Origin of the sequence: Pseudohongiella acticola (genome assembly GCF_001758195.1) — a bacterium.
GTDB classification, from domain to species: Bacteria; Pseudomonadota; Gammaproteobacteria; order Pseudomonadales; family Pseudohongiellaceae; genus Pseudohongiella; species Pseudohongiella acticola.
The window spans coordinates 1,101,493-1,115,018 of sequence record NZ_MASR01000001.1; the positions used below are offsets into that span (position 1 = coordinate 1,101,493).

The following is a 13,526-nucleotide window of genomic DNA, read 5'->3' on the forward strand; positions in this document are numbered from 1 at the left end:
GGCAGCAGGATCAGGCTATGGGAGGTCGAAAAGGAGAGAAAGGGGAATCTGAAGGGAAGAACATTTCGTAACCAACCACGGCCACCATCGGCGCGGCCAGAACATTGTGTTCATAACTGCTGACCACTGCAGCGCAGGCAACACCATGGCAGTGACAGTAATGGTCACAATCATGCGGATCTGAAGGGGATAATCGATCAAACTTTTCTAAACCGGAGTTCTCATAGTCAGAATCATCTTGCTGATCAAGGCTAACGTCAAAGCGCGACGCGCCCGACTGATGAACCTGATGACCATCCGCCATAGCAATAACTGACTGCAGGGTAATCAGTGCTATTAAAGAGATTGACAACCAATATTTCAACATTAACGCCCGTTTTTCACCCCATTAAGAGCTAGGGTCTGTCGATAATCATCTATGTTACCTGATATGTATTCCCATGAATAGCGGGTAGCAGGACAACCATAGCATAGATCCAATATCTGAGGCTACCGTGAGATACGCAAGCGTCGTTGCCCTGGTTGTTCCGCGGTCAGTTTCTGCCGGATAGCCAAGCCAAAGATACCGATGATCTCATCCGCAAATGGCCCATCCGGACGTGCACCCAAGATCAGATCTGACTCTTCTTCCACCAGCATCTTGAAGCCATAGACTGTCTCTGCAGTCTGGCGAGCCGTAAACCAGTTGGGCGTGAGCTGACTTTTCACGTCGAACTTCAGACCTTGGCCGCGTGCTTGAGATTCATTCAGCCCAACCGAGGCGATGGGCGGCGGCGTGAAGCCACGCTCGATACACCCCGCTCGTCAGGCGATCAATGGTTACCTTCCAACACATTCATAGTGGCAACTTTGGCATCGTGACTGGAGACGGGGCAGCGATGGACCTGCTTGAGCGGCGTCACCCGCCGCATTGGAAATGCTCTGTAGATATTTAGGGTTTACGGATTTAATGGTTGATGGGGCACCTTCACCCCATCAATCTGATACCACCCTCAGATGGTTGATAGATCGACCCCGTAGTTGAGCTCCTTTGCGAAGTCCTGCAGTCCGTAACCGATGGTTTTCTTGTAGAAAGGAGAGATCTTCGCAGTCGGTGCCTTTTTCTTGTGCTTCGTGGTGTAGAGCATTCGTGCCCGCATCACCTCGAAGGAGTATCCGCGCCCTTCACGGTTCTTGTCCTTGGCCAGTCGGTTGATGGACTCCGTGTAAGCGTTGGTGACGGGCATGTCCGTGTCGAAGTAGGCCGTGAACTCTTCGCGCCAGTTTCCGACTGGCCTGATCAGATCGCTCGAGACTTCCTTTTGGCCCTTCGGGGTGGTGGCTATCCCCTCGTCCACGGCGGCTTCTGCCTGGAGCCGTGTGGTGGCATCCCAGATGTCGTAGAAGGGGCTCCATTTGTTCATGCTGACGATCTCGACCTTTTGTCGGTCTTTCAGCTTCATTGGGTAGCTGGTCAACACGTCCTGGCGGCGGGTGGCCAACAGGTCGAGCAGGGTTCGTTCCTCGCCTTTTTGACGATTTTCAAGGATCAGCTTGATCAGAAAAATTGAGACCACTACCGCGATTCCGATAAAAAAGTAGCGCTGCCAGCCTCCACCATTCGCAAAAAGACTGAATGCGGCACCGGTGTTCCATAGGTGCACCCAGTTAAAGAACGGGGTCACCGAAACATACTCGCCATAGGCCATTGATTGCTGCACCAGCCACTTTACAGCCTGATCAGACGCTGCCAGCAGGCCCGATATGGACAACAGGGCATACGGCGAGAGCTTTTTGCCAATAATGAGCATTATTTAACCCTTCAACGCCAAAATGCGTCTGGCACCGTTAAGTACAATGCCCCCCGCGATGGTGCCGATAATCAGATCCGGATAATTGGAACCGGTCCACGCGACCAGGGCGCCGGCGGTGATGACCCCCAGGTTGATCACCACGTCGTTGGCCGAGAATATCCAGCTTGCCTTCATGTGCGCCCCGCCTTCCCGATGTTTGGATATGAGCAGCAGACAACTGGTATTGGCAATCAATGCGACGAATGCGATAGCCATCATCACCAGCGATTCAGGCTCACTACCGAATACAAAGCGTCTCACCACCTCTACGAGCACGCCCACAGCCAAGATCAGTTGCAGTACACCAGCAAGATGCGCGGCACGTACCTGCATTTTCACGCTATGTCCAACCGCATAAAGGGCAAGCCCGTACACCGCCGCATCGGCAAAATTGTCCAGGGATTCTCCAATCAGGCCGGTGGACTGGGCGATCAGACCGGCAGTCATTTCCACCACGAACAGAAGTGCATTGATGCCGAGCAACCAGCGCAGGGTCCAGGATTCTTGCTTAGCAGAAGCTGCCGAGAACTCGTCAGCCTTGATGGTCTCCGGATTTGCAGCGACGGTTTCCTGAAGCGAGGCTCCTAGCCCCAAGGTCTTCAGTTTCGAGGTGACGGGCTCGACTTCGCCGTCATGCACGACCTTCAGCCGGCGGTTCGACAAGTCGAAGGACAGCGCCCGAACCTCCTCAAAGCCGTTCAGGGCCAGGCGAATCATTCGCTCTTCTGATGGACAGTCCATCTTCGGCACGGCGTAAACGCTGACCCATTTCCCCGACGCTTCGGAGGAGGCCTGAATATCAGTATCCGCCGCAGGCGTTACATCGTCGCCACAGGGGCGTCCGCAGTTTTTGCTCATGATACGACTCCACTTGACTGTGATCGGGCAATCATTTAAAACTATATAGTCGCTATAAGGTCAATAGCGTAGAGAATTCGTTGCGGAGGAACCCGATGCGTATTGGTCAGTTGGCGCAGTTGGTAGGGGTCGAAACACAGACGATCCGCTTCTATGAACAGCAGGGCTTGTTGTCGCCGCCTGATCGGCAAGACAACCGTTACCGTGTCTATACCGAGAAGCATGGTGAGGAGCTGGCCTTCATCCGTCGCTGCAGAATCCTGGGCCTGTCACTGGCTGAGATTCACGAACTACAGAGCTATCAGGACGATCCTCATCAGCCTTGTACCGCCGTCAATGCCTTGCTCGATGATCACATCTCTCGTGTGCGGTCGCAGATAGCCGCTGTGCAAGCGCTTGAGAAACAACTCGTTTCACTGAGAGCGAGTTGCAACGATAACCGGGAAGTTGAGGCGTGTGGGGTTCTTGCTGGAATTAGCGAAGGAAACATGCACCAGCAGTAGGTGAGGCATCAACCAGATAATCCGATGAGATGCCGATTTGTCTCACTCTCATGCAGAGGTAAAATCAACCATTTAATCGGCTTACCCGATATTAGTTAAGTCTGGGCCGACCGCATTCTACAGCAATACCTGCAGCACCAGGTTTGAGAGAGTCGAGAGCTGGGGCTCTGACAGCCTCATGGATGACGCAGTCGGCCTCTAACTCCTGCTTCCCGCTTCGGCTGTATGTGTGAACCTTGTATCCGGGATCAGTCCAATTTACAGTGCCCCCGATCAGCCTATCACCCTTGGCTTTTTGCACGGGCATTGGTTCACCGTTAACCATCGACTCGTCTACGTGGCTCTCGCCCTCTGCCACGGCTCCATCAACTGGAACTTTCTCGCCTGGCCGACTGCGCAAGCGGTCACCAACCTGTATGGCTTCTACCGCGATTCCTCTTGCCCTCCTGCGGTCAGGTGATTGGCTGTCTTTGTTGCCAACTCTAACAGTGCCTTGATGGCTCCGCCAGTACGCTCACGCGCCTTAAGCTCCAGTGTCTGGACCAGCAGCATCAACACAACAATCACTGCGGCCGCTTCAAAATAAACCGGTACTACGCCAACCGACCCGAAGGCGACGGGGAAAATGCCCCAGGGCCTGTTACCGTATTTCCGGGAGCATGGGACAGGTATGGATCAGGGCAGCTGCGCTCCCGCCAATCGGGACCGATGCGGCCTCGTCTCCATCATGCGTTTCCTTGCCGCGATGACAGTTTCCCGTGTGATGGGTTCTTGCTAATTTTGCCGACGCGGCAGTCTCAAACCATATTGATATCTACCAGACGACTTGGTTATATTCCTTACCCACCCGACTCCCCGTCGTCGTCTCCGGAGTTCTCCGTCATCCCACGCATCATAAAGAACATTATCGCAGGGCAGAGGAAAAACAGCAGAATGAGAAACATTGTGCTGGCGGGAAATTGGCGCTCCCCCAAAAATAAAAACCCCACAACTGCTCCGACTGCGATTACCACAGACCATAATAGCCAGTTGTTCATAGTGCTCTTGTGTTGCTTATCGTGATCACCCATGATGCTCTCCCAAGTTTCGATATGTGACTGGTTGCTGCCCACCAAGAAGGCCTGACGCCAAGAAGCTACAGTTCGTAAATCTCAAACCCCTTGGTCGCCGACCCGGCAGCATTTGCCACCGGGGTCGGCTGGATCGACTCAACTAATTTCAGGGCAGTTCTTTTACAGAGCTGATTGCGGTTCAATTATCATCCCGCATCATCCCATCCATCATCTTCTGCATCATGTCCATGCCATGTTGCATGCTCTCCATGTGCACTTGCATGAGCTCAGCGCGCCGTTCAGGATTCTCCTCCTGGCGGATTTCCTCCATCGTGGTCTTCATCCCCTGCATGTGCTCCTGCATAGCAGTCTTTTGCTCCTCGTTCATCATATTCATCATGCCATCCTGCATCATCGAGCAATGTCTGCTGTTGCCAGACTCTCTAGCTTCACGCTCTTCAGAATCCTGGGCAAACACAGGCACCGCGAGCACCAGCGCAGTAGCGCCGAAAACAGTAGATAGTTTCATCTCTTCCTCCTGAAAAATTTCAGTTTAGGTTAAGTCATCGTATTGGGTGACGGCTTTTCATTAAAATTGATCTGCCAGAAATTTCACGCTCGCATAAATCTCACTGGAACCATCCTTTTTTAGCAGCAAAATATCGTAAGGCGTGAATTTACCGCCCGCCTCCATGCCCGGACTGCCCAACGGCATGCCGGGTACTGCCAGTCCAAGCGCCCCGGCTGGTTTCTGCGTCAGGAACTGCTCAACATATTTCGCCGGCACATGGCCTTCAAAGACGTAACCTTCTGCTGAGACGGTGGTGTGGCAGGACTGGTGGACGGGCTTGATGCCCAGACTCGTCTTTTTGGCATTGAGATCCTGCGGATGATGAACTTCGGTGCTGAAGCCATGCTTGTCCATGTGCTCCAACCAGCCCGCGCAACAGCCACAGGATGGATTCTTGTAGACCCCGAGCGTATTGACGGGCCCGATCTCAACGACCACCTGCCCCCCTGCTTCCGGGCGAACAGCCATAAATTCAACTTCCGATCCCTCCTGTAGTTGTGACATGTCCACGTCCTCGGCCACATCGAACGTCATGGTCATCGGCGGCCATTGCCACTGCGCAATGGCCTCATGAGCTAGCGTCACTTTTCGGTTTTCCTTCTCCATACCGACGACAGTTCCTCGGCCTTTGACCGGCTCCCCGCTCTCGGTGTCATTGTCTGTCATGGGCATCGACATCTCTTGAGGCGCCGCCTGTGCGAGCATCATTCCGCGGCGAGTCTCCGACGAGAGAGTCTCTTTGTCCGGCATGACCGACAGGTGCGCCTGCGCCTGTAGAGTGCCAGACACAGCAGAGCCGATACCGAGTAATCCCATGGCCGTAAATAAACAAAGCTTTTTCATTTGCATCTCCATTTCAGGTTATCAAACATCAAAAAATAGTCCTGCTTTCTCTTTCGTCCATTCACTTGTGAAGCTGCGCGCGCAATAGCCATTTCTGCCACAAAAAGTAGACCGCAGGCAGCACCAGTAAAGTCAGCACCAGGGTGCTGATCATGCCGCCTACCATCGGTGCGGCGATTCGCTTCATGATTTCTCCACCCGTGCCGTGCCCTTGCATGATTGGCAGTAAGCCCGCCGTGATGGCAGCGACCGTCATCACAATGGGTCGCAGTCGTTGCAGCGCGCCTGCGGCTATCGCCTCACGTAGTCCATCTACTGACGCACCGCCGTTTTCTTGTGCCTGTTCAAGATAGCGGGCCCGGTACTGGTTCAAGTAAATAAGCATAATCACGCCGATCTCAACCGCAACACCCGCCAGTGCGATGAACCCGACGGCGACGGCAACCGACAGATCAAAGGCTAGCCACCACAGCAACCAGCTGCTGCCGGCAATTGCCATTGGCAGCGTAGCCATGATGATCAACACTTCACCCAGCCGTCGAAACGCCAGATACAATAGAAAGGCAATGATAAGTAGAGTCAACGGTACCACCAGCGTCAGCCTTTCTTTGGCGCGTTCCATGTATTCATACTGACCGGACCAGGTCAGCGAATAGCCGGCTGGCAATTCCAGATTTTCCGCCAGGTGTTGCTGTGCGGCCTGGACGTAGGAGCCAATATCGCGCTCAGCGATATCCACGTAGACCCAACCGGTCGGTCGCGAATTCTCGCTTTTGATCATCGGTGGTCCGTCTTCTATTTCTATCTGTGCCACATCACCCAAGCGAATGCGCTCGCCTTCTGACGTCAATACGGGCAAGTCCCTGATGGTATCGATAGAGCCGCGAACTTCCTGCGGATAACGCACGTTGATCGGGAAGCGCTCAAGCCCTTCAATGGTTTCGGAGACGTTCATGCCGCCAATCGCAGAAGAAATAACCGCCTGCACGTCGTTGATATTCAAACCATGGCGGGCAGCTGCCGCCCGATCAATGTCCACGGTGACATAACGTCCCCCAGCAACGCGCTCGGCAAACACGCTTGCCGTCCCCTGTACCTGCGGCAGTAGTGCTTCAATATCTGCACCAACGCTCTGTATCACAGGCAGGTCAGGGCCCCCGATCTTGATCCCTACCGGCGTCTTGATACCGGTGGCCAGCATATCGATGCGGGTCTTGATCGGCATGACCCAGGCATTGGTGACGCCCGGTAGATCCACCGTGCGCTGGATCTCCTCACGGATGCTCTCGATGGTCATGCCCTCACGCCACTCCGACTCAGGCTTGAAGCGTATGATGGTCTCTATCATGCTCAGGGGCGCCGGATCAGTGGCCGTATCGGCACGCCCGATCTTGCCGAACACCTGTGCCACTTCGGGTACAGACTTGATCAGGCGATCTGTCTGCTGCAGCAATTGTGTTGCCTCACCAATGGACAAGCCCGGCCGGGTGGTGGGCATGTACATCCAATCCCCTTCATCCAGTGGCGGCATGAACTCTGACCCGAGTCGGGACAGTGGCCAGATTGCTGATGTCATCACCAGGATACCGGCGGCGACCATCACCCATGGCGCACGCATGACCAGCCTGATTACGGGCCGATAAATCCAGCTTAGAAGTCGATTCACCGGATTTCTGTTCTCAGGCATGATTTTGCCTCGGATCAGATAGCCCATCAGCACCGGTACAACGGTTATCGACAGAATAGCGGCGGCAGCCATCGCGTAAGTCTTGGTGAACGCCAGCGGTGCAAACAGCCGCCCCTCCTGTGCCTCCAGCGTGAAAACTGGCAGAAAGCTGAAGGTGATGATCAGCAGCGAGAAAAACAGGGCCGGACCCACTTCGGCAGAGGCTTTCGCAATAACACCCCAGCGGTCGGTTTTTGCCTTTTCGGGATCATGCTCCAGATGTTTGTGCACGTTCTCGATCATCACAATAGCGCCATCGACCATCGCGCCAATGGCAATGGCGATACCGCCCAGCGACATGATGTTGGCGTTAAGATCCTGGCCGCGCATGATCAGCAGTGCTGCCAATATCCCAAGCGGCAGTGTGGCAATGGCAACCAGTGATGAGCGCAAATGGAATAAAAACAGCGCGCAAATAAAAGCGACCACCGCAAACTCTTCAAGCAGCTTGGTGTATAGGTTATCGACCGACCTGCCAATCAGCTCTGAGCGATCATAGGTGGGAACAACCTCCACCCCGTCCGGCAGGCTTCCCTGTAGTTCAGCGAGCCTTTGTTTCACGGCGGCGATGGTGGCCTGTGCATTCTCACCAGAACGCATGACAATAATGCCACCGGCAACCTCGCCTTCCCCGTTCAGATCCGCGACCCCGCGCCGCAACTGCGGACCCGTCTGCACCTGGGCAACATCACCCAGCAACACCGGTGTACCGTCCTGTGCCACTTTTAACGGAACGGCCCGAAGGTCATCCAGACCTTCGATGTAACCTGTCGCTCTGACCATGAACTCCGTTTCCGCCATCTCGATGACAGACCCGCCCACTTCCTGGTTGCCGGCCCGAATCGCCTGGTTCACAGCGGACAAGGTCAGGCCATAGGCGCTCAGGCGATCCGGATCCACAATCACTTGATACTGCTTGACCATACCACCGACGGAGGCAACCTCCGACACCCCTGCCACGGTTTGCAGCTCGTACTTCAGGAACCAGTCCTGGATTGCGCGTAGTTGCGACAGGTCACGCTGATTGGTTCTGTCCACCAAGGCATACTCATAGACCCAGCCTACGCCGGTGGCGTCCGGGCCAAGCGCCGGCGTTACGCCGGGGGGCAAGCGGGAACTGACCTGGCTCAGATATTCCAGCACCCGGCTACGGGCCCAGTAGGGATCCGTATCGTCATCGAAAATGATGTAGACGTAGGAGTCGCCGAAAAAAGAATAACCTCGCACTGTCTCCGCGCCGGGCACCGAAAGCATGGCCGTGGTCAGCGGATAGGTAACCTGATCCTCGACAACCTGTGGCGCCTGGCCGGCAAACGGGGTACGGATGATAACCTGCACATCGGACAGGTCAGGTAAGGCATCGACCGGCATGGTGCGCAGATTCAAAAGACCGGCAATGGTCAACAGGAGGGCGGCAACCAGCACCAGCCCGCGATTGCGCAGGGAAGCGCGAATGACAGCTTCAATCATTGCGTGTCCCCCTGTGTTGGCATCCCAGCGCGGCGCAGCTCAGTGATACTGTAGCCGCCATCAGGCATCGGCATGAAATCGAATTCGATGTCATCGCCTTCTGCGAAGCTCGACAGGTCAACGGTTGGCATGATTTGGAACCCCATGGTCATTGGCGGCCAATTGAGGGCGGGTATGGGACCGTGGCTTAGCGTCACTCCATTGTCGTTGATGCTCTGAATAGTGCCGATCCCGGTCAAGGTCTCCGGTGCTGTTTCAGTGTTTTCATCCTGACTATCGGACTGTTCAGGGTCAGATACAACCGCATTAAGTCGCGCCATGGCCTGTTCGCCGTTCGCTTCAGAGTCCAGCAAAAACTGACCCGAAGTGACGATCTCCGTGCCATCGCTCAGTCCGGCCAGAATTTCAATCCGATCGCCGCTGACAACACCGGTGCGAACCGGCTGCACATTAAAGCGACCATTGCCCGCCGCAGTCAATACACGGGCACCCTGGCCGGACCGAATGACGGCTTCCCTTGGCACACTGATAATATCCGGACGTGGCGGCCCTTCGACCCGGACGCTGGCAAACATGTTGGGTTTCAGCCTGTGCCCGGGATTGTCAAGTGCCAATCGCAAACGCAGACTTCGGGTGACGGGGTCAAGTTCGGGATAGACAAGTGCCACCTGGCCCTGCCACGTTTCGCCAGGGAAGGCCGGAAATTCGGCAGTGACCGGCAGCCCCAATTCCATCCAGGGCATCGTGGTTGCCGGTACCTCAACATCTATCCATATCTGGTTGAGTGAGGCCAACGTCAAGATGTTATTGGTGGGCGTCACGTAACTGCCTTCACGCGCACCAATGCCTGACACCACTGCGTCTGATGCAGCGCGATAAGCAAGCCGGGCACTGACTTCATTATTGCTGGCGAGCTCTGCCACTTGCTCCTGTGTCACCCCAAGTGCAAGCAGCCGCTCCTCGGCCGCTCTGCGCAGAGACGAATTTCCGGCTGCATTCAGGTATTCGCGCTGAGCGCTGACCAGTCGTGGTGCAAAAAGCTCATACAGGATTTGGCCCGCTTCGACACGATCACCGACGCTAGCAACATTGAACTGCTCCAGCCATCCTTCGGCCCGGGGATGCAGCATCTGGATAGTTGATTGGTCCCACGCGGTATAACCAACTGCGTCAACTTGCTGTTGGAATTCACCCGATGTTGCCATCCCCAGACGCACGCCCAGATTCTGCTGCACAGTAGGGGAGATGGAGACATCGGCGCCATCGTCACCTCCCTCATAGACCGGCACCAGGTCCATACCCATGGGAGAGAGACCGGGCTCATCCCGTCTATAATCAGGATCCATCGGGGCTACCCAATACAGAGGTTGTCTTGATGCCGAAGTTGTCTGTGATTCAGTCATGCCGTCTTGTTCAGGCATCAAAAAAATATAGATGGCCAAGCTTGCCAGCACTGCTGCAACAACCCCGCCAACAAGCATGTTTCGTTGACTCATGATTCTTCTCTCTTCATTAGATTCAATAATATTTACAAGGACGCAGGATCAAGAGGCCAGAGCTGTCCGCCGACCAGTCGATCAATTTCAGCGTGCGCCTGGTACTGGCTGGCCAGGGAATTGGATAGCAATAACCGCGCTTCCAGCAGGGCCTGCTCAGCCTGAATGACATTGGAGAAGTCTGCGATGCCTTGCTGATAGTCAGACTGCGACGCCGCGAGAGTTTGAGTTGCCTTGGGTATCAACTGATCACGGGCCAGTTCAATTGCATGATGCGCCTCCCTTGCCCAGGACAGCTGCTGCGCAAGCTCGGATAGCAGCTGGTTCCTCAGGTAATTGATGTCTGATTGCGCGCTGTTGTAGCGATAATCCGACGCTGCTTTACGTGCTGATCGTTTGCCGAAATCCAGTGGTATGTTCACCGACACACCTACCTGGAGACGCAGATCACTGGCGTTCCACAACTCGTTGTAGCCCACATTGACCTGTACATCAGGGTAGTCATTTTTATACGTCAAGGCGCGATCAGCCCGCGCGGCATCCACATCGGCCCGAGCCGATTGCAGCGCAGGATGTGCTTGCTCCAACCAGTTTCTTAGTATTTCCTCGGATGGCAACGCCGGGGGTCGGGGTTCGCCTTGAGCGGCGGCGATCTCAGCAATTGCTGGACGATTGCGTAACGCGTTAATACGTGCCCTGATGCGTTCCAATTGCTGTTCAAGAACGATGCCACGATGATCAGCCCGGATCTGAGCCGTTTGCACCTGAAGCAGATCCTGTTGCAGACCGGCGCCGCTGGCGTATTGGGTCTCAATCACGTTCTCCAGCTCTGTAAGTAGCCTCTGCTGTTCACGGTTGATGGTTAACGCCTGGTGAACATCCCACCAGCTTGCCCAATGCAAACGGCCAGCTGCGATCAATTGCAGTTGCAGATCATCTGTTGAGAAGTGCGCCGCAGCACTTTGCGCCTGCGCCACTTCCGTGCGCAATTGGCGCTTACCCGCCCACGGGATATTCTGGCTGAGTTGAATAACCTGGCGCACCCCCAAGGCATTTCCCAAGGCGCTGGGGATGTTCTGTCCAATGGTTGCCGGTGCCACCGAGTAGCTGACTCGGGGATCGTCAAGCGCGCCGGCATTGACGATTTCCTCGTTGCGGGCAAGCGCTTCCAAACGCTGAGCAGCCAGACCGGGGTTTAGTTGGAGGATGTCCTGAATCAGTTCCTCGGACGTAAGGCCTTCGGTCTCTTGTGCGGCTACTGGCAAGAAAACGAGTGAGGCCGCCAGCGCAAGTAAAAGCAGGCCGGACTTAAATCCGGAAACGAAAAATAATCTGATCCGTGTTTGAGGATAATGCATTGTTGAACTCCGATGTTGAACAAAAAGCAGGTCCCGCAGGAATATCCTGCCGGTCTGACTCGGTCACAAATACGGAGTGCTGTTAAATGCGGTAGCGCTGGGTTGCCTGGTAAACAGGCAGAGGGGTGGGGAGATGCTCACCATTGGCTGAGGCAAAAGATGTACTGACGCGCGGAACGCGCAGAACAGTGAGAATAAGCAGTGCAATGGCTGGCGTCAGGTCTTGTAATCCCTGTTTATCTTTCACCAACACATGGTCGTTACCCGGGTCGGCATCGGCCTCGGGCGATGGCTTGATCTGCAGCGATGCCTTCAGAGTGAAGCAATTATCCGTAGGCATTCCTGCGGAATCTGGCACCTGGATTTCCGGGCTGTTCTGCCTGACAAGGCAGCATTCATGCACAGGTTCCTGCATGTCGGGCATATCGGGCATCATCGTGCAAGCGAAAGCTGACTGAACGTTCAGCAGTAGACTGGCCACAAAAAACCATGTCAATAATTGGTATATATTTCGATTGCGATGTTTGATCATAACGGCAACGTTTAATTTAAACTTGACATGTGGGAAATCGACATATCAGGTCTACCAGAATACATTTATCAGCAACAGATGTAAAGCTAGCACGTTACCCATTGGTGTAAAACTGACATGTAGCCTGCTGGTAGTGACATTCACAGCAGGCTCGGGGCACGTCATCCAATGTCAGAATCCGGGGAGTCTGTTCTGACTCCTTTTCCTGGGCCACACGCTCACTCAAGCCCAGGGTGGCGCCCTAGGGTTCTGTGAAAATGCACCCGCTATGGCGGAGGCGCCGTTGTCAATAATGGCAATATGGAGAGGCAATTTATTTGCACGCTTACTCTACACTCGGCCACCAAAGCCGCTTTTTCTTCGGGTGTGTATCGTAGGCTGCGCTGCACCCCGTCGGCTAAGGGGTGGTGATCGGTTTAGCAGGAGCAACTACATCATACTGTGGTATTCCTTCGTGCAGCGACGCAATCAGGGGGCAAGAGACATTGCCCTGCTGCGCGTGGCATTGACCGACCATTTCACTCAACACCGTCTCAATCCGCTTCAGTCTGGTGATCTTCTCTTGTACGCGCTGTAACTTGTGCTCGGCAAGAGCACTGGCTTCCTGACAGTGAGCGCCGTCCTCCAGCCGAAGCAGGTCGCTGATCTCATTGAGACTGAAGCCCAACTCTTTCGCCGTTTTCACGAACATCAACCGGTCTATATCGGTGGAATCATATCGGCGAATGCCACCCAGCGGTCGATCTGGCTTCTTTAACAGGCCTCGACTCTGATAGTAGCGGATTGTTTCAATATGTACGTCAGCAGCTTTAGCCAGGCCGCCGATGGTCATTGTAATTAATTTGTTCTGCATGGCATTGACTCCGTATCCAACTACGGATGTAACTTTAGCCTAGTGAAGAAAATCATGAAAGGAGCAAGCATCATGTCAATGTCGAATTCAGGGCGTGTCCCCCTAGCTGCGGGAGGTATTGCTGCGCTTTTGGCCTCGGCCTGCTGCCTTGGGCCCCTGGTGCTGATTACGCTGGGAATTTCCGGCGCCTGGATTGGTAACCTGGTGGCCTTGGAGCCCTACCGCCCGCTCTTCATCGGCATTGCAATTGTGGCTTTGCTCTTCGCGTGGCGCCGAGTCTTTCGACCACCACAGAAGTGCGCGCCGGCAGAGGTATGCGCCGTGCCTCGTGTCCGCGCGGCCTACAAGGTGGCTTTTTGGGTCGTATCGGTGCTGGTACTGATTGGCCTGGTATTCCCTTACGCTCTTCCACTGTTCTATTAATAGGAGATT

14 protein-coding genes and 1 pseudogene are annotated in these 13,526 nt (G+C 54.8%); 2 read left to right on the top strand and 13 right to left on the bottom strand.

Annotation, left to right across the window (positions count from 1 at the left end):
- Positions 1-10: 10 nt before the first annotated feature.
- The 4 genes from PHACT_RS04540 to PHACT_RS04555 all read right to left on the bottom strand — a co-directional run bounded on the left by PHACT_RS04540 (position 11) and on the right by PHACT_RS04555 (position 2,690).
- Positions 11-367, bottom strand: coding sequence for a hypothetical protein (locus PHACT_RS04540; RefSeq protein ID WP_139141439.1), 357 nt, complete (start codon positions 365-367; stop codon positions 11-13).
- A gap of 122 nt (positions 368-489) precedes the next feature.
- Positions 490-792, bottom strand: a complete 303-nt coding sequence (locus tag PHACT_RS16660; RefSeq protein ID WP_317622274.1) for a hypothetical protein — start codon at positions 790-792, stop codon at positions 490-492.
- 200 nt (positions 793-992) lie between these two features.
- Entirely contained in the window at positions 993-1,790 is a 798-nt protein-coding gene (locus PHACT_RS16745; RefSeq protein WP_070116109.1) for a transposase, read from the bottom strand.
- A 3-nt stretch (positions 1,791-1,793) separates the two neighbouring features.
- The gene (locus PHACT_RS04555) at positions 1,794-2,690 is read right to left on the bottom strand and encodes a cation transporter (RefSeq protein WP_070116110.1); all 897 of its coding nucleotides are present in this window, start codon (positions 2,688-2,690) and stop codon (positions 1,794-1,796) included.
- Between the two features lie 95 nt (positions 2,691-2,785).
- Between PHACT_RS04555 and cadR the strand changes: the two genes are divergently transcribed.
- On the top strand, positions 2,786-3,193 hold the full coding sequence (gene cadR, locus PHACT_RS04560) for a Cd(II)/Pb(II)-responsive transcriptional regulator (RefSeq protein ID WP_070116111.1): 408 nt from the start codon (positions 2,786-2,788) through the stop codon (positions 3,191-3,193).
- Between the two features lie 256 nt (positions 3,194-3,449).
- On the opposite strand, the pseudogene PHACT_RS15975 reads toward cadR, so the two are convergent.
- The 9 genes and pseudogenes from PHACT_RS15975 to merR all read right to left on the bottom strand — a co-directional run.
- Positions 3,450-3,820: pseudogene (locus PHACT_RS15975) on the bottom strand (P-type ATPase); the annotation flags it as partial.
- A 212-nt stretch (positions 3,821-4,032) separates the two neighbouring features.
- Complete coding sequence (locus tag PHACT_RS16750) at positions 4,033-4,263, bottom strand: DUF2933 domain-containing protein (protein ID WP_068893796.1); 231 nt, start codon at positions 4,261-4,263, stop codon at positions 4,033-4,035.
- Between the two features lie 181 nt (positions 4,264-4,444).
- Positions 4,445-4,774, bottom strand: a complete 330-nt coding sequence (locus tag PHACT_RS04575) for a hypothetical protein (RefSeq protein ID WP_070116113.1) — start codon at positions 4,772-4,774, stop codon at positions 4,445-4,447.
- Between the two features lie 60 nt (positions 4,775-4,834).
- On the bottom strand, positions 4,835-5,659 hold the full coding sequence (locus PHACT_RS16470; protein WP_245730582.1) for a copper-binding protein: 825 nt from the start codon (positions 5,657-5,659) through the stop codon (positions 4,835-4,837).
- A 61-nt stretch (positions 5,660-5,720) separates the two neighbouring features.
- Entirely contained in the window at positions 5,721-8,855 is a 3,135-nt protein-coding gene (locus PHACT_RS04585) for an efflux RND transporter permease subunit (RefSeq protein WP_070116114.1), read from the bottom strand.
- Complete coding sequence (locus PHACT_RS04590) at positions 8,852-10,351, bottom strand: efflux RND transporter periplasmic adaptor subunit (protein ID WP_083264343.1); 1,500 nt, start codon at positions 10,349-10,351, stop codon at positions 8,852-8,854. The genes PHACT_RS04585 and PHACT_RS04590 overlap by 4 nt, the downstream gene beginning before the upstream one ends.
- A gap of 32 nt (positions 10,352-10,383) precedes the next feature.
- Entirely contained in the window at positions 10,384-11,616 is a 1,233-nt protein-coding gene (locus PHACT_RS04595; RefSeq protein ID WP_211284382.1) for a TolC family protein, read from the bottom strand.
- A gap of 175 nt (positions 11,617-11,791) precedes the next feature.
- Positions 11,792-12,133, bottom strand: coding sequence for a hypothetical protein (locus PHACT_RS04600; protein WP_139141440.1), 342 nt, complete (start codon positions 12,131-12,133; stop codon positions 11,792-11,794).
- A 505-nt stretch (positions 12,134-12,638) separates the two neighbouring features.
- A complete protein-coding gene (gene merR, locus PHACT_RS04605) occupies positions 12,639-13,094 on the bottom strand; it encodes an Hg(II)-responsive transcriptional regulator (protein WP_070116118.1) in 456 nt (151 codons plus the stop codon).
- Positions 13,095-13,166: 72 nt separating this feature from the next.
- Here merR and merT point away from each other — a divergent pair, with 72 nt between their 5' ends.
- Positions 13,167-13,517 carry a mercuric ion transporter MerT gene (merT, locus tag PHACT_RS04610; protein WP_068810624.1) on the top strand — a complete coding sequence of 117 codons (351 nt, stop codon included), beginning with the start codon at positions 13,167-13,169 and terminating at the stop codon, positions 13,515-13,517.
- Positions 13,518-13,526: the final 9 nt, after the last annotated feature.